At 37.7% G+C, this 18,227-nt stretch carries 19 protein-coding genes and 3 pseudogenes; 20 read left to right on the top strand and 2 right to left on the bottom strand.

Translation table 11 applies throughout. The annotated features are described in order from the left end of the window. The first annotated feature begins 7 nt into the window (after positions 1–7). The 6 genes and pseudogenes from BF9343_RS18600 to BF9343_RS18575 all read left to right on the top strand — a co-directional run bounded on the left by BF9343_RS18600 (position 8) and on the right by BF9343_RS18575 (position 2,815). A complete protein-coding gene (locus BF9343_RS18600) occupies positions 8–187 on the top strand; it encodes a hypothetical protein (RefSeq protein WP_041926338.1) in 180 nt (59 codons plus the stop codon). Further along, a pseudogene (locus BF9343_RS18595) lies at positions 188–904 on the top strand (DUF6047 family protein). A gap of 9 nt (positions 905–913) precedes the next feature. Then, positions 914–1,234 (top strand): hypothetical protein, encoded by a 321-nt coding sequence (locus BF9343_RS18590; RefSeq protein WP_010993606.1) that lies wholly within the window; start codon positions 914–916, stop codon positions 1,232–1,234. Positions 1,235–1,291: 57 nt separating this feature from the next. Continuing rightward, on the top strand, positions 1,292–2,029 hold the full coding sequence (locus BF9343_RS18585) for a DUF6047 family protein (RefSeq protein ID WP_077687893.1): 738 nt from the start codon (positions 1,292–1,294) through the stop codon (positions 2,027–2,029). Between the two features lie 315 nt (positions 2,030–2,344). Then, positions 2,345–2,509 (top strand): helix-turn-helix domain-containing protein, encoded by a 165-nt coding sequence (locus BF9343_RS18580; RefSeq protein ID WP_010993603.1) that lies wholly within the window; start codon positions 2,345–2,347, stop codon positions 2,507–2,509. Between the two features lie 3 nt (positions 2,510–2,512). Then, positions 2,513–2,815: a helix-turn-helix domain-containing protein gene (locus tag BF9343_RS18575; protein ID WP_010993602.1), complete on the top strand. Its 303-nt coding sequence runs from the start codon at positions 2,513–2,515 to the stop codon at positions 2,813–2,815. A 64-nt stretch (positions 2,816–2,879) separates the two neighbouring features. Here BF9343_RS18575 and BF9343_RS18570 read toward each other — a convergent pair whose 3' ends face one another. Further along, entirely contained in the window at positions 2,880–4,109 is a 1,230-nt protein-coding gene (locus BF9343_RS18570) for a site-specific integrase (RefSeq protein ID WP_010993601.1), read from the bottom strand. 270 nt (positions 4,110–4,379) lie between these two features. On the opposite strand from BF9343_RS18570, the pseudogene BF9343_RS18565 reads away from it, so the two are divergent. The 5 genes and pseudogenes from BF9343_RS18565 to BF9343_RS18540 form a co-directional block, all read left to right on the top strand. Then, positions 4,380–4,724: pseudogene (locus BF9343_RS18565) on the top strand (6-bladed beta-propeller); the annotation flags it as partial. A 377-nt stretch (positions 4,725–5,101) separates the two neighbouring features. Next, positions 5,102–6,145 carry a 6-bladed beta-propeller gene (locus tag BF9343_RS18560; protein ID WP_229729451.1) on the top strand — a complete coding sequence of 348 codons (1,044 nt, stop codon included), beginning with the start codon at positions 5,102–5,104 and terminating at the stop codon, positions 6,143–6,145. Positions 6,146–6,247: 102 nt separating this feature from the next. Continuing rightward, positions 6,248–7,456, top strand: a complete 1,209-nt coding sequence (locus tag BF9343_RS18555) for a 6-bladed beta-propeller (protein ID WP_010993598.1) — start codon at positions 6,248–6,250, stop codon at positions 7,454–7,456. A gap of 764 nt (positions 7,457–8,220) precedes the next feature. After that, complete coding sequence (locus BF9343_RS18545) at positions 8,221–9,441, top strand: 6-bladed beta-propeller (protein ID WP_010993597.1); 1,221 nt, start codon at positions 8,221–8,223, stop codon at positions 9,439–9,441. 76 nt (positions 9,442–9,517) lie between these two features. After that, positions 9,518–9,763, top strand: a complete 246-nt coding sequence (locus tag BF9343_RS18540) for a PDZ domain-containing protein (RefSeq protein WP_025814822.1) — start codon at positions 9,518–9,520, stop codon at positions 9,761–9,763. A 125-nt stretch (positions 9,764–9,888) separates the two neighbouring features. Here the strand turns inward: BF9343_RS18540 and BF9343_RS24030 are convergent. Continuing rightward, a pseudogene (locus BF9343_RS24030) lies at positions 9,889–10,005 on the bottom strand (IS982 family transposase); the annotation flags it as partial. Between the two features lie 155 nt (positions 10,006–10,160). Here BF9343_RS24030 and BF9343_RS18535 point away from each other — a divergent pair. The 9 genes from BF9343_RS18535 to BF9343_RS18495 all read left to right on the top strand — a co-directional run bounded on the left by BF9343_RS18535 (position 10,161) and on the right by BF9343_RS18495 (position 18,116). Further along, positions 10,161–11,945, top strand: a complete 1,785-nt coding sequence (locus tag BF9343_RS18535) for a coiled-coil domain-containing protein (RefSeq protein ID WP_010993594.1) — start codon at positions 10,161–10,163, stop codon at positions 11,943–11,945. 91 nt (positions 11,946–12,036) lie between these two features. Further along, a complete protein-coding gene (locus BF9343_RS18530; protein WP_005791826.1) occupies positions 12,037–12,513 on the top strand; it encodes a DUF3244 domain-containing protein in 477 nt (158 codons plus the stop codon). A 14-nt stretch (positions 12,514–12,527) separates the two neighbouring features. Then, on the top strand, positions 12,528–13,133 hold the full coding sequence (locus BF9343_RS18525) for a glycoside hydrolase family protein (RefSeq protein WP_010993593.1): 606 nt from the start codon (positions 12,528–12,530) through the stop codon (positions 13,131–13,133). Next, entirely contained in the window at positions 13,130–13,897 is a 768-nt protein-coding gene (locus BF9343_RS18520) for a galactosyltransferase-related protein (RefSeq protein ID WP_010993592.1), read from the top strand. Before BF9343_RS18525 ends, BF9343_RS18520 begins: the two co-directional genes overlap by 4 nt. Before the next feature lie 13 nt (positions 13,898–13,910). Then, positions 13,911–14,561 (top strand): glycoside hydrolase family protein, encoded by a 651-nt coding sequence (locus tag BF9343_RS18515; RefSeq protein ID WP_010993591.1) that lies wholly within the window; start codon positions 13,911–13,913, stop codon positions 14,559–14,561. After that, positions 14,558–15,787: a TIGR04157 family glycosyltransferase gene (locus tag BF9343_RS18510; protein WP_010993590.1), complete on the top strand. Its 1,230-nt coding sequence runs from the start codon at positions 14,558–14,560 to the stop codon at positions 15,785–15,787. Before BF9343_RS18515 ends, BF9343_RS18510 begins: the two co-directional genes overlap by 4 nt. A 278-nt stretch (positions 15,788–16,065) precedes the next feature. Further along, the gene (locus BF9343_RS18505) at positions 16,066–16,359 is read left to right on the top strand and encodes a TIGR04149 family rSAM-modified RiPP (RefSeq protein ID WP_010993589.1); all 294 of its coding nucleotides are present in this window, start codon (positions 16,066–16,068) and stop codon (positions 16,357–16,359) included. 72 nt (positions 16,360–16,431) lie between these two features. After that, a complete protein-coding gene (locus tag BF9343_RS18500) occupies positions 16,432–17,661 on the top strand; it encodes a tight junction protein ZO-3 (protein ID WP_032557545.1) in 1,230 nt (409 codons plus the stop codon). 143 nt (positions 17,662–17,804) lie between these two features. Then, a complete protein-coding gene (locus BF9343_RS18495) occupies positions 17,805–18,116 on the top strand; it encodes a TIGR04149 family rSAM-modified RiPP (RefSeq protein ID WP_010993587.1) in 312 nt (103 codons plus the stop codon). The last annotated feature ends 111 nt before the right edge of the window (positions 18,117–18,227 follow it).

The raw sequence follows: 18,227 nt of genomic DNA, 5'->3' as shown, positions 1-18,227 counted from the left end.
TATGCTTATGGAAAAGAGAATGAATACAGACTGTGTGGAAAACGGCAGCCTGTACATGACGCTGGATGCTTTCTATCGTCCCGTATATCTAAGTATGCGGGGACAAGGTGAAGAAGGGTTCGCACGCTATATCAGCAATAATGTAACCTTTCATGCCACTGGCAGGGAGTTTATCCCCGACCATTGAATGTTCCGTTTCGATTTCAGGGACAAGTCCATGATTCCCACTATCCTCGGAACGGACAACAGGGACTATCTGGAACGGCTCACTCCGGTATTGGAACAGGAGAAGATTCATCCTTCGGGGGTGGTGAGACTACGGGATGCGGCATTCTGCGAGGAAAGGGGGGTCAGGCAACTGTCCGTCTCGGCAGCACATACGGCACTGGTAGAGAATGAGGACTACCAACGGCTGGCACACCGTTTCGGAACGGACGGCCATGTGATAAGAAACGGATTGGCTGTATTCCCTACTTGTACGGCAGTGGAATACGGACAAAAGGTATTGCTGTTTGATAAGACAGAAACAGGTGATAAGGAACTGGCCAAATTATTGGACGGAATAACTGAAAAGTTCTTTGAGGGAAAAGGGAAACCGAAGGAACTGGGATTTTATGAAGTAGCACCGTTGGATGCGAGATACCGGGGTACAATGGGTGACTGGCAGGTAGCCTCGCCGGAGATATTAAATTACGGGATTTGTATAAAACGGTTGGATATGGCACCCACATTAAGAAACTTCAACCGGTTGAGAAATCTGCCTTTGGTGAAGGTCCCACTGGCGAAGGAATAGGAACGGATCATGTCACAACTGGTGGCGCGACCTGACAATACCCGTTTCTCCGGTCCGAACATGTCGGTGAAAGTTCCCATGAAAAGGGAAAGGCGTGGAATGAAAATTTAGTTTTGATATATGGAAAAAGAAGAGAACAAGAGTGGCAGTGTGTATGTCACAGTGGACGGACATTTCAATCCGATACACATCAGTATGAAAGGCAAGGGCAAAGAAGGCTTTTTGGATTTCATGCAGGAAGATGTGGAAAAGGCTCTGAGAGGAAAAGAGATACCGACAACAGGCGTTTTATACTATGATGTGCCTGACCTGGCAATGGTCCCTCCTTTGCGGAAGAGAAATAACAGTAACTATTTGAAAACATTGGAAAAAGCAATGGATGGGCAGGGAATCGGATTGCAAAGTTACCTGCGTGTATCGGAAGTGGTGTATTGCCTGTGAAAAGATATAGACCCGTTGTCAAAAGATGAGCATTTTAAACGGATACTGACACCCGGTATGTGGGAGGAAATACAATCCTCACCTAAAATGGTGGAGAAAATGCTGGATAACCTGAAACGCGGGAACCATTATTACTCTGCCGTTGAAACGGATAAGGGTGTACTTCTCTTTGACGACAATACAAATGGAGAATGGCAATTCAACAGTTATATGTATAAATATGTGGAGAACAGTTTCTTTGAACTTGATTTTCCTTTAAAATCTCTGGCTGTTCATGATCTGAGCGGATGGCCTTCCTTAATGGAAGGAAAGGTAAACCTCTGTAAAAATGAGCGGGGAGACTGGGTAGATGAGGAAACAATGAAACGGTGCGCGTATCAGGACAGATCTGTTCTGAAGAATGTAGTGGAAAGTAAGATTTTTGACCTTGCGCCTACATGGGAAAATTACTTCAATCTGACTGAAATAGGGGAAGGATTGGGATTGCCACGAAGTCCGGATAATTATGACCGGATGACCTTGCTTTTCATCCGGGAACAAGGATACCCGGAGGACGGGCTGGTCGATGAATATCCGGATGAGTTCAGCTTTTACGACAAATTTGAAGAGATTGAAAAAAAACTGTTAGGACCGGACAGATTGAATGTACATGACGAAATGCAGGAGAAAGCCAAAAGATTGGCAGGCGATTTGCTGAATGAGCATTTTCCAAATATGCGTCAGAATACGGAAATGAAAGAGGGAAAAATAGAAAATGTTATAGTAGAGCGGAAGAATAAAGGGCTGAGAATATAAGGTAGCAGATGGTAGAGGAAAGGCTTGTCCATAGTGGAAACATAGGGATACAAGCCTTTCTTCATACCGTTTACTTTACCGTTGTGACAATGCACGACAAAATCCGACTTTGATTCCGCACATTTGTTTTTAGCGGAGAGTATGCCTTATTTTGCTGGAGAAAACATTAAAATGTATAAACTAAAAACATCATGTATGGAACTGACTATTATCGAAACGAACGCGTATCTGGAAATGAGGAAACAGTTCAGCCTGCTGGCGGTACAATTGGAAGATTTCCGTAAAAAGGTTGCCCCACCCACACCGGATAAATGATTGGACGCACAAGAGGTATGTCTGGCTCTGAAAATATCGAAGAGATGCCTGCAAAATTACAGGGACAACGGCCTTATTCCTTATTCAAACATAGGCGGGAAATTCTTCTATCGGGAAACGGATATTCAGAAGATATTAAGTGAAGGACTTGTAAAAAGGAAATAGGCTATGGCAGACATTATCACAAAGGATTCGGAAGAGTTCAAGGAATTGACTGGATGGATAAGGAGAGCGGGTAAGGCGGCTGAGGAAGCCATGGCAAGGATACGTCCCACGATTGCGGATGAGCATTACCTGACTGGAGATGACGTATGCGAGAGACTGCACATCTCACGGCGGACACTGCAAACCTTGCGTGATGAGAACATGGTGTCCTATACTACCATCGGTGGAAAGATTCTTTATCCCGAAAGCGGACTGTATGAGGTGTTAAAAAAGAACTACCGGGATTTCCGAAGGTTCAGGAAATAAAGAAAAAGACAAAAGGAATGTCCCTCCGGCCTGCCGGCTGAAGGGGCATTCCTTTTGGTCGGTCTTAGACGGCCAGTTTATAAACATGGCCTATCTTCTCGCAAAGTTTGTCGGTATCTTCGCCCACTTTTGGATTGATAAGCTCGGCATACACCTGCGTGGAAAGGATGGAGTTATGCCCTAATACCTTTTGCAGGGTTTCCAACGGCATCCCTTTGAGAATGGCCAGAACTGCGAATGTATGACGTCCGATATGCGGGGTGACTTCGGTATGGCAATCGCACTTCTTGCCGATGATTCTGAGGCTGAGGAACATCGTGTTGTATTCACCTACGGGGAAAACACAATCGGGGGAATCCTTCTTCTCGTCCACACCTCTGTATTTCTCAATAAGTTCAATAGCTATGGGTAATAACTTCACGACATAGGCCACTCCGGTTTTTATACGGTTGCCCATCAACCATGTGCCTCCGTCGGAATCGGTATGGATGTTATCGTAAGTAATGGCTCTGAGGTCGGCATATGCAAGACCGGTGAAGCACATGAAGAGAAACATGTCCCGCATGGCACGCTGGCGTTTGTATTTCAGATCCACGTGGATGATTCTCTGTAATTCCTCTTCAGTAAGAAAAGATCTTTTCTTGTATTCCGGCTTGCATTCGAAGGATGTGAAAGGATGAACTCTCAACCAACCCTTTTCCTGTGCGATGTACATCAGCCATTTCATGGTATTGACACGGTTGAAAGCGGTGGCATTCGCATTGCCTGCCGTGCCGAGCATCCATGTGTAATAATCCTCAATGAACGACTTTTCAAGCTCGTCAATAGCTATATCCTCAATGTTCTTTTGGGTTTTCATGAAAAGCAAAAGACTTTTGTAGTCGGCAACCAATCCACGGTAGGTGCTTTCCGCCTTTCCTTTGCCTATCTTTTCTTTATACGATTCAATCTGTTCTCTGAAGAGCACCATAAGAGTATGGCATTCCTCTGAGAAACCTGCATAGCGGTTATATACTTTCTTGGCCGTAACAAAACTGTCATGGTCGCAAATGTACTGATAGTGCTTTGTTATCTGCGCCTTGATGTTGTCAAGTTCTTGATTCAGCGTGCGTGCTTCCTCGGACTTGCCTTTCGCACGGTTGGCTTTTACATCCCATAAGGAAAGGGACACTGTTCTTTTACTGCTGAAACCCGCTTGGGTTCCATTGACTGTAATACGGCCCATAATCGGGGCCTTACCATTTTTTACAGACTGGTTCTTTGTGTAGAACAATACTTTGAATGTACTTCGCATAACTCAACTTTTTTTAGTTACAAATTTACTTTCTGTTGAGTTATCTGATATTATGCAAAAACAAGCAATAGACTGAAATACAATATATTACGCTTCTTTTTATAGCAGATTTGGCGGAGTTACGATTTGGTAACCTAACTCCTTTCCAAATCTGCTTTTTTTTGCTTTCCTTTTGCCTCGCTGCTAAAAATATGTTTTATAACCATTTGATTTTTAGCGTAGTTGCATTATCCTTGCACATCTTTTAAAAACACTTGGTTTCAAAGCATAAAATTTTGGTTTGATAAAAAGTTATGGTTCAGCCGATACGATAAAAAAACGGAGAAGATCGACTCTTGGGAGCAAACTCCTTTTAAAGCTCATTATTGGATGATACTCGATGCACCGGGTATAACGAATGATATTGACGGCTCTCAATCGTTCAAAGACTTCGATAATGTAGGCGAAAACTGTTTTCACTTCGCAATCACTCCGGATAATTTGGATCAGGTAAGGCGCAACGTCGCTGAAGCTAAGATTAAGTTCCCTGAGAAGCAGGCCGAACTGCTGAAGCTTCTTGATGAAATGGGAGAGGATGATAATCCGATTATTGCTTTCTATAAATTGAAAGATTGAATTCTCTTTATGGAATCTATAATTTAAAACAAATATCAGTTGAGTAAGTGACTCACCCAATCAACTGTTAAACTAAAAATATTAATTCATTAGAATCTATTTCAGTGTATCTTATATGATCTATATTGAAGGAAACTTTGGCAATGTCTTCTTCTTAAATCTTTATTTAAAATAATGCGTATGAATACAAATATCGTTTTATTATTCTGTGCACTGTTTTTTTAAGCGCGTGCACAAGTAAGCCTTCTTCTTCTGTTACTATAGAAGATGATACCTTACCGGTTGAAGAAACCTTTAAAGACATTGATCTTGCTAACAACCTGAAAGATTGCGGCAAGCCTTTACTGCTGAGTGACATCGTGAAAGGTGTGGAGTATGTGAAGCTGGAAACGCAGGATAGTATATTAGTCGGTGATATAAAGCAGCTAAAGCGGACGGAGAAGTTTGTCTTTATTTATTCAAGAAATCAGAACCATGTCATGATGTTTGATACTTCGGGAAGGTTTATCCGTAAAATCGGTCGTGTAGGTCAGGGCCCCGGAGAGGTAACTAATATTAACTTTTTCACAGTCAGTGACAGTTTGGTATTTATTTATCCGTTCAGCCGTAATGGCAGTCTGACAGTCTATGATATGCGGGATAATATCTTTGTTAAAGAGATTCCTTTAAAATGGCCGAATTTTTATAGTGAGGCCATTGATGTGATGGAGGATTGCTTGATTTATTATCCCGGCACTGTTTCTAATGGAAATGAACGCGTCTTTATAAGTGCTTGTGTTGTGAATGGAAAAGGGGAGACATTGATGGAGCAAATTCCTTACTTGCCTGCTGGAGGTGATAAGTCGGAGATGAATCTTTCCTCTGATGCTTCGTGGATCTATCAAGGGAGGAGTAATGTCTATTCTCAAATCAACGATACGATCTACGGCATTACCTGTGACTCCATTTATCCTCGTTATCATTTATCTCTTGGTAAATATGGTTTGCCTTTGGGAAGATATGACGTTAAGGATCTTGGTCTGAAAGATTTTATAATGATGCAGAGTGTTTGTGAAAATAAAGAGTGTCTGCTCTTTAAATTTTCCTATAATAAAAAGATGTGGTTCAGCCGGTACGATAAAAAGACAGAAAAGATAGATTCCTGGGAACAGACTCCTTTAAAAGGTATCGGTTGGATGGCGATCGAAAGTCCGGGTATAACGAATGATATTGACGGTTCTCAATCGTTCGATGGAATTAGGTATACAGGTGAAAATAGTTTTTATTTTGCAATCACACCGGATAATTTGGATCAGGTAAGGCGCAACGTCGCTGAAGCTAAGGTCAAGTTCCCTGAGAAGCAGGCCGAACTGCTGAAGCTTCTTGATGAAATGGGCGAGGATGATAATCCGATTATTGCTTTCTATAAATTGAAAGATTGAAACGGAATATATTTTAGACGAAAGACCTGGTATAACGGTATGTAACCTGAGATTCTTTGGACGTAATCAGTAAGTATAATAATACTTGTAAAATTTAGGTTTATGGATAAAATCTATTTATGGTTTCTGCTTCTCATTTCATGTAGTTGCTCTCATACTAAAGAAAAGGTTTCTAATGACATGGATTCCTCTTTGTGTATCATAGATGTTACTTGTGAATATCCTGTTGAGAAAGTGAATATACATGATGTTGCCGATGTAGAGTATGTTCCTTTAGAAACGACACGTAATTCACTACTTGCGTCGGATTGTTCCGCTTTTCGGATTTCAGATGATTATATAACTGTCGCAAGTGGTGTTGATAATGGCAATATCTTTTTCTTTAATAGAAAAGGGAGGTACTTGTGGACTTTTAACCGGAGAGGAGGATCTGCTGAAGAGTACAGTTCTATAACCGCATGGGATGCCGATTTTGGCATGCAAGAAATATACATCTATGATTCGTTCCGGAAAAAGATATATATTTATTCTTTTGATGGGCGGTATAAGCGTAGTCATGCTTTGCCTATGAAGGATTGCACATTTATCGATCTGTATAATTATGATAAGGATTATCTGATAGGTTATAATCGGTTTTATGACTTTCGTAAAAAGAAAAAGGTGGATACGCATCCTTACTATCTGATCGATAAACAGAGCGGAGAGATGTCTTCCATCGGGATTGTTGTGGATAAACCTATCAGTGAGAAGGTACATACAGAGATCGTCAAATTTCCCGGAGGGGCTTATAAAGATCAGGTCCTCTTTCTCATAACCGCGCTGATAAAAAATGGCGATGCTTTCTTGATTGCCGACTATGCTTTGGATACTATTTACAGCTATCGTCATCACAAACTGGTTCCTATCGCCGTGCAGACTCCTTCGGTATATGCATCAGATCCACCGGTCATTGTCGCTTGTGAATTATACACCGATTCATATTTGCATTTTAGAATAATTCCGATGTACTATAATCCTTCTGCTCCTATGTCTCCTATGGCGGATGCTCCTGAGCTTGTGTTAAACAGGCATACAGGCAAGATTGCGGAATGGAAAATGTATGATTATAATTATTCCTCCGATATAGAAAGGCCTGTGCCGACTATGATACTTCAGTCTGCTGATAGAGAAAATTATGGTATAAGCATGTTTACAGCGGAAAGGCTTATTGAACAATATCAAGCAGGCGGGTTGAAGGAGGAGCTGAAGGATATTGCATCCCGATTGAGTATAGATGATAATGATATATTAATGATATGTAAATATAAATAAGTAGAATCAATGCAAAGCTAGAGAATATGGTTTGGGCGTTATGATAAAGAAAGGCTAAAATAGGCTTTTGAGAAATAAAGATTTCTCTCTATCGGTGATTGGCATTGATAAAGCCCGTGATTATCCAGTGAAATGTATTGAAATACGTGAAGTAGCTGATGTAGAGTATATACCGCTGGAAGCAGTTAGCTCTTCTTTGTTAATAAATGACATTTGGGGATACTATGTGTTCTACTTGTCAAAATAGTAATTATCTTCCTATATAATATATCAGTGAAACTTCTGGAAAATGAATTGATTTGTTTGATTATTATTCTGTAAGTTAGATGCTTATATCAATTTGCTGTTTACCGGTAAAAGACTTGTTTTAACACACTGTTAAAGCAAGTCTTTTGGTGATAAGGAACAGCTCTTTTAAATGCAAAAGACTTGTTCTTTGCATCCTCCAAAAAAGATATTTTGGAATGACTGTTAACAGTGTTAATTTGAATAAAAGAATTTGATACCTTTTTTGAATTTCACCAACCGGAATTATTCGACTTATTGTTGATTTTTAAAAATATAATTGTATTTTTGAGGATGGGTTCATGGTGTTGATACAATCATAATTTGATATAAATGAAAGTAAGTCATCTATTTGTTGGTATATTTGGGCTTTATGCACAAATCTGTAACAGGTCGGAGTGAAGGTGGAGAAGGAGGAAAAAGCTGTTCATGCAGATTCTATCTGAGAAATATTTTATACATTTTTAAACAGATTTATAATGAAAAACCTATATTTGATTTTAGTGCTTAGTGCGTTGGTGGCCTGTACCGGTAGTTCTCAAAAAGAGAAGCCGGCATGTGTAAATACTCCTGTCGAGCCGTTCACCGGATTGCCTGTTTTTGATTTGCAGGAGCAATACCCCGAGAAAGAAATCATTCTTCAGGATATCGCAGATGTAAGATATGTCGTGTTGGAAACAGGTGACAGCTCATTGGTCGGTATCCGTCCCATCCTTATGACGGACAGCTTTCTTGTTACCGTAAACAAGAAAAGTGATGTTATCTTCTTTGACAAGTCAGGAAAATACCTTCATTCTTTTAACCATACAAGCATGAGCGGGGAAGAATATGGAGATATTGTCAGCGGTTATTGCATCGATGAAAAAGCCCGGGAGATATTCATCTATGACGGGTTACAAAGCAGAATTCAGGTGTATGGTTATGGCGGCGCATACAGGCGCACGCTTAAACTGCCGCAAAACCGCATGTTTGCTTCTTCGATATTTGAGTATGATGAAAATTTCCTGTTTGGCGAAGATTATCGCCTTGTCGACTCTCAGATTGGGAAGTATCCTGTTAATAAAACGCCTTATTACAAGATTTCCAAGAAAGACGGGAAATTAACGTCGATTCCCATCACGGTCAAGGAGAGAATAAGGGATGGACTGTCTTATACAGTAGGAGACGGTGCGTTTGGTTATGTAAGTTTATTAATGTCTCCCGTAGCCCGTTTTGGTTCGGATATTCTGATTGCCGATTATTCATTGGATACGGCGTATGTATATCGTGATGACCATTTGATTCCATTGACTGTCCGCCGGAACCATACAAGCGAAAACAATATTCCGATTTTAGCGACGGTTGATGTGATGACCGGCCGTTATTTGCTTTGGTACACGATAGTAAAGGATATAGATGTGAAGAACAACCGTGTTTCTGATCCGGTATCTTATTTGTATGACAGGTTCACTAATGAATATTGCCGGGTCGATCTGGTAAACAGGGATGTAGTGTCCGCTACCAATATTCCGGCATTCCAAATGCGATTGTCCGCCAATTATCATGTAGTGCCTGAAAACTATGCCATACAATATTATCCGGCCGAGGAGCTCATCGAACTTAACGGGCAAGGAAAGTTGAAAGGAGAGTTGAAAGAGATTGCTTCAAAATTGAATGACGAAGATAATCCGGTGTTGCTTATCGCTAAATTTAAGGAATAATATTTATAGTATAGCCTTTGGTAGAACCACTGAAAAACTAATGCTTTTTCTTAAAAGATTTAATGTTTTCTTTGATATGAAATCACAAAGATTAGGTTTGCAGCCAATAAACAACTACAAACGAGTGGTCAATCCTCGGAAGAAACGATTCCACATGTCATCCCGTATGAATAGCCATGGAAAAATTATTATTACTAAAATTGCCGATTATGAGAGTAATTATATTAAAAAAGCCGGTTTGTTAGAGGGTGATGAAATTGTTGCTATAAATGAAATTCCTATTAAAATGATCACTATAGAAGAGAATACAAAGTTAAATTGACGAGACACATTGGTATACGATATTGTCCGTCAAGGTAAATCTTATAAGATACCGGTGGTTATTGATAAAGAAGAGGTTCAAGGTGATTGAATGAAATAATAATATTAACGTGATTCGATACAATCTTAGAATAATCTAAACTGCCCGTCATTGACAAAGTCCACATCAATGGCGGGTTTCTTATTAAAGAAACAATATGCTGTAATAACCGACAAGGTATTTGCGATAAAATTATTAAATGATCCACCGGATAGATATATACTTTTCCGGAAAAAGAATAGGTCTGTTCTATTCTTTATTTTACTTATTGTTGATATTTAAAAATATAATTGTACTTTTGAGGAATGGGTTCATAGAACTTATTTTATTCTTTATTTTGGATTATATTTGAAGACAGATGAAATCATCTTATATCTGCTGCGTATTGTTATTTGTTTTGTTTTTGGTAAGTTGCACCGATGGGCGTTCTGAGGGGCAAGTAGCCCGTTTGTTACGTCAGGCCGAAATGTGTATGGAGGAATGTCCCGATAGTGCTTTAGTGTATCTTCATCAAATACCGGATCCGGAAAAGTTGACGGGAGAAAACCAAGCTGATTATTGCCTACTGTTGACCCAGGCAATGGATAAGAATGATTTACCGTTGAGTTCGGATTCGTTGATACAAATAGCTGTTGGCTATTATTCAAATAAAGGTGATGCGGAGTGTAAAGCTAAAGCTTTGTTTTATAAGGGTAGGGTGTTTCAGCAACAAGGGAACTTAGAGGGTGCTACACTCCTATATAAAAAAGCGGAATCTATGATTCCGGATTTGACTGATTATTATTTAGTAGGATTGATTTACAGCTATCTGGGACATTTGAATAGGGATGAAGAGCATTATAAGAAGGCATTATTTTATTATGAAAAGGCTTTGCCTTGCTATCGAACCATACAAAATCCAACTTTGACGGCTTCCGGATTACAGGATATGGCTAAGATATCTGTCTATTTAGGAGAGACGCATCGGGCAGACTCTCTTTTTAGTGAGGTTTTGTCTTATGTGCCGGATATTGATGCTGCCTGGCAAGCTAATATTTATCATAATGTGGGTGTCTTTTATATGCTCACCAATCAATTTGGTAGAGCGGAACAAGTAGTGAACACTTCTTTGAAATTACCAAGTACTCCGGAGGACAAACTCCGTTCATATGCTGTATTGGCTACAATCTATACAAAACAAAATCGTGGAGATTTAGTTGATTCTTTATGGCATAAAGCCCTGAATTCAGAGAATATTTATACCCGAAAGGCAGTATATGCCTCCTTGCTGAACGAAGCTGTCAGTAAACAGAATCTTCAAGATATAGAACACTATGTGCCGCTTTATATCCAGTCTGCGGATTCTGTTTATCAACTTTCACAAGCAAAGCGCATCGTAGAGGTTCAGGCTAAATACGATCAGGAGATATTAATTAAGAAAAATAAAATTAGCCGATTGTTATTATATTGCTTTATTCTCTGCTTACTTTTACTTGCGATATCTTTGGCTTACGTTTTTCATGTATACAAACGTTATAAAAGGACGAAGGAGCGCGAACTTATTACTCAGAGAGCAGAGTTGGATGAAGGGAAGCAGATTATAAAAGAGATGAATGATCAGATTGAACGAATCCGTAAAGAGGCATCTACAATGAAAGAGGATTATAATAAAAGTCTGATTGATTTGACTGATGAAAAAAAGAGCATTGAACAGCAATTCGCTCTAATTAAACAAAGAGCTGATGATGTGAGTCAAACTAATAACAAAATGGAACAAGACTTACTTGTTTTACAAGAACAGTTGCGGAAGGTTGATGACGCTCGTTCAGAACTATTGGCAGAATTGGACGTTTACCGTTACTTTGATGCTGAGGGAGTGATTTCGGAGGATTGTTATAAAGCTGTGGTTACTATCTATAAACTTTACAATGCTCCATTAGTTGCTTTCCTGCGTGATCCCCATTTGAAGCTTACCCCTTATGAATCGCTTCTTTGTGTACTCTCTTATGAACATCTTTCCACCCAACAAATGGAACAAAAATTAGGGAAAAGCAAGAATACCCTAAATAAAGCAATTTTCCGAATAAGAGAGAAATTGGACGCAAAAATGGATTTAAAAAAGAATATAAATTCTTTGGGAGATTTTTTGCGGACGAAGTTCTGACTTAAAATATTAATACCTTTTTTTATGTTAATTATACGTCTTCGTGGAAAGATGTATTTCTGCTTTATGGCATATTATATAGGCGATTTATATGTCTTGTCGTGGTCTGGTAACCTCCAAAATAAGTCCTGAACTGTTTGTTTTTATGAAAACAAAAACTTATGTTTGCGATATTAACCAATTTCTAGTGATTATGAAAAGTATGCTATTTACATTATTACTTGTAGTCTTGCCGCTTCAAATGATGGCAAAGACAAACGGAAGCACGAGTCCAGTTGATTTAAAAGGTTTGTTTAATGATAAGCTCCAGAAATCGATCGTTGAAGATATTCCCATTAGAGCTGAAATTTCAGGCTCTGAATACTTGGTTCTTAGTTTTGAAGCTCCTATAATGGATATGACCATTACACTCTATAAAGATGGAGTGATAGTGATACAGAAGTCATTGTCGGTATCTTCTGGAGATACAGAGACTTTTGATCTGACGCTTTGGGGCGTGGGTGAGTATTCCTTAAAGTTTACTACTCCGCGTGGAACTGATGTTTATGGAGATTTCCGGTTGGAATAATAGAGTAGTTCATTATGCACAACTCTTTGGTTAGGGAGTTAGTTCAGGCAGGACGTAGAACGTCCTGCTTAGGACTCACCAACGGAAAAATGGGGATTGTCATTGCTCTTTTTCGCTATGCACGCCTTTCCGGTGAGTTGACATGTGAAGATGTTGGTTGTGAACTCCTTGATGAGATTTATGAACATCTTGATTCGTCTATACCTATTTCTTTTGGTAGTGGTTTATGGGGGATTGGTTGGGGGATTGAATATCTGATTCAAAATAGTTATATGGAAGGTGATGCTGATGAAGTCTTAAAGGATATAGATCAATGTGCTGCACGCTGTATACATGCCTATGGTATGTCGGGACTTTCATTAAATAACGGAATTGTAGGTTTAGGACGATATATTCTAATTAGGATTATTCCAACATTTTTGAAAGGTGATACGGTTTCAAGTGCTTTCCTGAAAGAGTATCTTATTTATTTGATTGATTGGTTGGAGGAAAGATTGGAATATACAAACGAATCTATTGATGATTTACTTGATTTTTTGTTTGACTTATACCCTACAGGTTTTTATCGGACAAAAGTATCAGTTTTAATTGAAAAATGTATGAATAGGTACAATCTATGAGTTATTTGGAGCAAATTACTATTGGAATTCCTGTGAGGATAGACAGTTGGGAGAGGAAGAGAAATCTTTTAGCCTTATTACACTATATATCCTCGTCTGGGATGAGGGTACATGTTTGGGATGCAGGAAGTGAAGAGTGTCAGTTCCCTGATGATATCTGTAGTAAAATTACTTATACTTATGAACGTGATGAAAATTTAGTTTATCACAAAACGAGGTATGTTAACTTATTATTAAGAGAAATTTCTACTCCTATAGTTGCTATTTGGGATGCTGATATTATATTTTCTTTGTCGCAGTTGGAGGCCTCAATACAAGCAATTATAGAACGAAAATATGTGATGAGTATACCATATAATGGAGTGGTAAAAATGCTTTCAAAAAAACAAAGTGAAGCATATATACTTTCTGGACAAAGGTATGATCATTTAGTTTCGCATGATGATATGTATGCTCGTTTGATGTGGCGTCCTTCCTGTGGGGGAGTTTTTGTTGTAGATCGTGAAAAGTATTTGAGATATGGGGGAGATAATGAACGTTTTATCAGTTGGGGACCTGAAGATGCTGAGCGTATTCGAAGGATGGAAATATTGGGAGAATCTGTACATTGGACAAATGGAGGACCATTATACCACTTATGGCATCCTAGGGGAGAGAACTCCAGATATTCTATAGAAAAGTTAGCTTTTATTAATCGAATGGAATTTATAAAAGTTTGTAGCATGGGTCAGAATGAATTACGTGCATATGTTAAATCCTGGTAAAAATATAGTTGAGATGAATGGACAATTATTGAGACAAATAGCTAATTATCAGATACTATATAGTGCCTGTTGTAAGGATTTAGGGCTATTGCGTGGCAAAATAGGCATTTCACTTTTCTTTTTTCATTATGCTCATTTTTGTGGAGATTCGCTTTATAGTGACTATGCAAATGAACTGATTGGGGATGTGTATGATGATATTAGAATAGATACTCCATGGGGGATTCGAAATGGCTTATTAGGAATTGGATGGGGATTAGAGTATTTTATGCAGAAAGGATTTGTTGAATGTGGTTCTAATGATATCTTAACAGAACTTGATAATAAAATAATGGAACGTGACTTACGACGTGTAAAAGACTATTCATTTGATACGGGGATAGAAGGGTTGGCGTGGTATGTGTTAATACGCTTATTGTCATCTGAGAGATATTTGCAGAAACCATTCGATAAGATGTATTTGGATGATTTAAGAGGTGTTTGTGAGAATGTTCCGAATAAAGTCTGCCATCCTGGAATTTCTTTATTGTTAGACTATTTAGTGGGTAAACAAATAGATGATTGGTATCTCGTTGTTCTGGGAAAGATAACGTCACAGAGAACTGGCGGAGAGAAGAAAGAAGCTTTGTTGTGGGTTGAAGGATTAAAATACTTATTGCGATGAGGCATATATATTTGATAAATAGTGATAGTCGTGCGGCACAATATGGTATTGGGACATATATAATTCAAGTTATAAACTGTCTTAGCAGTATTGATTCTTTGCGTTTGACTGTAGTTAGTATGAACTCAGAGGATGGGATACTGACTGAAAAAAAAGATAATAATGTTCGTTATCTAACTTTTCCTAAAGTGTATGATTGGAGGAGTGAGAAAGAAATTCAACGATATTATAGAAGTGTTGCTTTCTTGTTGGCATTGTATGTAGATTCAAGTGAAGATAATGTATTTCATTTTAATTATTTACATCATGAACCATTGGTTGACTTGTTGAAGAAAATATATCCTACCAGCCAATTTGTGTTGACTTTACATTATTTGAACTGGTGCTTCACTTTGAAAGGGAATATAAAGAGGTTACAAACCGTTTTGGATAAAGCTGAGAACGATAGAACTGAGGAAGAAAAATACATATATGACGAATATAAGCAAGAAGTATCTTTTTACAGAAAAGTAGATAGGATAATATGCTTGGCTCAATATACTAAGATGTTGCTGAATGAATTTTATGGAATTGAAGAATGTAAACTAACGTTGATATACAATGGTTTAATTGATCAGGCTATCTTCTTGGATGAAGTGGAGAGAATGCAAAGAAAAAGAGATTTATTTTTTGGAGAAGGAGAGAAATTAATTCTATTTGTAGGGCGTTTGGATGATATAAAAGGGGTTGACTATTTGATAGAAGCTTTCGCAAAGGTGATAAAAAAGAGTTCGAACACTCGTTTGTTAATAGTGGGAGACGGGAATTATAGTAGGTATTTACAGATGTCTGCAGACATTTGGAGTAGGATTACTTTTATAGGGAAAATTAGTAAACAGAAATTATATGAATTTTATCAAATTGCAGATGTTGGAGTGATGCCGTCTTTTCATGAGCAATGCAGTTATGTAGCCATAGAAATGATGATGCATGGATTACCATTAATTATCACTAATACCACAGGATTGAGTGAAATGATTCATCATCAAAATGTAGAGTGCAGATTGATATTAAAGGAAGATCAAAATGAATTAAGGTTATCAGTTGAAGAACTGTCGAAATGTTTATTGAAAATAGTAACGGATGATTGTTGGGCGAGAGAGGTTGGTAAGTTAAATAGGTGTCGATATAAAGATGCTTTTTCATTAGAAAAAATGAGGATGGCATTTGAGTCTTTTTATAGTTAAGAATAAATTGCTGTCTTTGATTTAGTTTTTTGAATACTATTATGTGGTGATCTTGTGACGATTCAAAATAGAAATTAAAAAAGAATGTATATGAGAGAGTTGACTTATGTTTTACGCTTTACTTTTTCCATCACAATCTGGATGTTGGGGAAAAATAATTTGAGTTACTAAGGTATTTGTTTGGCTCTTTTTCTTCGTTCTAACAAATACCTGTAACATTGGAAATCTATGTGATTTTTACGAAGAATATTAAATGTTGATTTTAAAATGATTAAAGTATGAAATTAAGAAAACTAAAACTGAATGAAGCTTCAAAAGCTGAATTGAATGAACGTGAGATGTGTCGTGTTTTGGGAGGTGGTACTCCCGGGTGCTGCCAATGTGGTTGCAATTATGAAGGTAAACCCGGTGGCTCTAGTACTAGTGCTAATGATAGTGCCAATAATGCTCATGGGTATACATCAGATGGTTCTCATCCATGTTGTTCTACTACTGACCCCAAACCGGAATTTCCTGAAATAACACCACCGCCATTTTGGAATCCCCAAGATGCTCTTTGTGGACATTTTTAAATAGGGTAAAATAGAACGGTACTGTTATATGAAATATTTAATAGTACTGTTCTTAATAATTATATGTTTCCAATGAATAAAGGATTGTGTTCTGTATTTTTGTTTTTCATAATTTGTGTGAGTTGTGGTTATCCTCAACAATATACAGAGATTATAAATGGTGGGGGAAAGGTATATTTTTGTATAAATCCAAAAGATAGGCAGATAGTTTTACCTGTACAATTGAATGACAGTATCACGGCTCGCTTAGGATTTGATACTGGAGGACAATTTGTGTTAGACTCGATGTTTTGTGCAACACATTCTAGTATTAAACATCGTTTGTTTTCAGATGCGCAATTACGAAATGGCTCTGGTTGGGCTAACTTTCTTGTCACTTGTTCTATTTATTCTAATGCCCCAATTGTTAGGGTTGGAAAGGTGTCTTTGAAATATGATGTTACTCAAATTATGAATTGGAAATGGTATATGAATAGTTCTTCAGAAGGAATGTTTAATATCCCTCCTAACGATACTATGCATGTGTGGGAGCTGAACTTTGAGCATAATTATATGGAGATTCATTTGGCGCAGAATTATCGAATGCCTGATAATAGTTTGATATTTCCATTAGTTAGAAAAAAAGAATATCCTAATTTACTCTATGTCAGATTACCTATTAAGATGGAATGTGCTAGTAGTGACACATTAATGATAAATCGTATGTTCATGATAGATACGGGAATGGCTTGGGATATCGTCTTAATGCAAGAAGCTAATGAGTTTTCTTTCTTTAATAAACAGGAGGATGTTGTTTGGACTAAATATCTAAATAGATATCATCGCTATTGTCCTGTAGATGCTATTTTAGCTGATACTTTGAGAATGGATTCATTACGAGTTTATACTTTTGATTTTATTAATAGAGCGCCATCTAATTATTTGATTGGGCAGAATTTTCTTAAAAGATTTAATGTTTTCTTTGATATGAAACATCAAAGAATTGGTTTTCAGCCAATACCTAATTTTACTCGTGTTGTTAATCCTTTGCATCAGCGATTTCATATTTTGGTTGAAAAAAATAGATATGGGAGGTGGGTCATTACTAGGGTCGCTGATTCTAAGGACAATTATTATAAAGCTGCTGGGTTAAGAGAAGGCGATGAAATTAAAACTGTGAATGGAAAAAATTATGAAGATTATCTTTATAAAAATCATCGTTTGTTTGAAAAGCAAGATACATTATTATATGAAGTTATTCGTAAAGAGAAGATTCTTAAAATAGTTGTAGCTGTTAATAAAGAAGAAATACAAGGTGATTGAAATATATTGTTGAATATGGCTTGTTTGTTATATATTGGACTATTAAGTTTCTTTCTTTTTTGTTCTAACAAATACCTGTAACATTGGAAATCTATGTGATTTTTACGAAGAACATTAAATATTGATTTTAAAATGATTAAAGTATGAAATTAAGAAAACTGAAACTGAATGAAGCTTCAAAAGCTGAATTGAATGAACGTGAGATGTGTCGTGTTTTGGGAGGTGGTACTATTGGGTGCTGCCAATGTGGTTGCAATTATGAAGGTAAACCCGGTGGTTCTAGTACTAGTGCTAATGATAGTGCCAATAATGCTCATGGGTATACATCAGATGGTTCTCATCCATGTTGTTCTACTACTGACCCCAAACCGGAATTTCCGAAATTTCCGGATTTTCCTGTTATGCCTCAAGATGCTCTTTGTGGGGCGACTCAAGGACACTCGTGTGGTATATGAAAATAATTGATTGGGCGTTTATATTTGTTTGTATGAACAATTGAGCGTAGTCCTTTATTTTGTAATACTGCTGAAATTAACTTTCAGCAGTATTACTCTTGTGGAAAGCTA

Origin of the sequence: Bacteroides fragilis NCTC 9343 (assembly GCF_000025985.1) — a bacterium.
In the GTDB taxonomy this organism is placed as follows: Bacteria; Bacteroidota; Bacteroidia; order Bacteroidales; family Bacteroidaceae; genus Bacteroides; species Bacteroides fragilis.
Note: the sequence above shows the minus strand (reverse complement) of the source record. Positions and strands in the feature narration are given on the sequence as shown.

Coding starts and splice junctions, on each gene's coding strand:
- BF9343_RS18570 (WP_010993601.1), bottom strand. CDS start 4,109: ATGCGAAGTACATTCAAAGTATTGTTCTACACAAAGAACCAGTCTGTA.
- BF9343_RS18505 (WP_010993589.1), top strand. CDS start 16,066: ATGAAATTAAGAAAACTAAAACTGAATGAAGCTTCAAAAGCTGAATTG.
- BF9343_RS18510 (WP_010993590.1), top strand. CDS start 14,558: ATGAGGCATATATATTTGATAAATAGTGATAGTCGTGCGGCACAATAT.
- BF9343_RS18495 (WP_010993587.1), top strand. CDS start 17,805: ATGAAATTAAGAAAACTGAAACTGAATGAAGCTTCAAAAGCTGAATTG.
- BF9343_RS18545 (WP_010993597.1), top strand. CDS start 8,221: ATGAAAAACCTATATTTGATTTTAGTGCTTAGTGCGTTGGTGGCCTGT.
- BF9343_RS18540 (WP_025814822.1), top strand. CDS start 9,518: ATGAAATCACAAAGATTAGGTTTGCAGCCAATAAACAACTACAAACGA.
- BF9343_RS18500 (WP_032557545.1), top strand. CDS start 16,432: ATGAATAAAGGATTGTGTTCTGTATTTTTGTTTTTCATAATTTGTGTG.
- BF9343_RS18525 (WP_010993593.1), top strand. CDS start 12,528: ATGCACAACTCTTTGGTTAGGGAGTTAGTTCAGGCAGGACGTAGAACG.
- BF9343_RS18555 (WP_010993598.1), top strand. CDS start 6,248: ATGGATAAAATCTATTTATGGTTTCTGCTTCTCATTTCATGTAGTTGC.
- BF9343_RS18585 (WP_077687893.1), top strand. CDS start 1,292: ATGTGGGAGGAAATACAATCCTCACCTAAAATGGTGGAGAAAATGCTG.
- BF9343_RS18530 (WP_005791826.1), top strand. CDS start 12,037: ATGTCTTGTCGTGGTCTGGTAACCTCCAAAATAAGTCCTGAACTGTTT.
- BF9343_RS18515 (WP_010993591.1), top strand. CDS start 13,911: ATGAATGGACAATTATTGAGACAAATAGCTAATTATCAGATACTATAT.
- BF9343_RS18575 (WP_010993602.1), top strand. CDS start 2,513: ATGGCAGACATTATCACAAAGGATTCGGAAGAGTTCAAGGAATTGACT.
- BF9343_RS18535 (WP_010993594.1), top strand. CDS start 10,161: ATGAAATCATCTTATATCTGCTGCGTATTGTTATTTGTTTTGTTTTTG.
- BF9343_RS18520 (WP_010993592.1), top strand. CDS start 13,130: ATGAGTTATTTGGAGCAAATTACTATTGGAATTCCTGTGAGGATAGAC.
- BF9343_RS18590 (WP_010993606.1), top strand. CDS start 914: ATGGAAAAAGAAGAGAACAAGAGTGGCAGTGTGTATGTCACAGTGGAC.
- BF9343_RS18600 (WP_041926338.1), top strand. CDS start 8: ATGGAAAAGAGAATGAATACAGACTGTGTGGAAAACGGCAGCCTGTAC.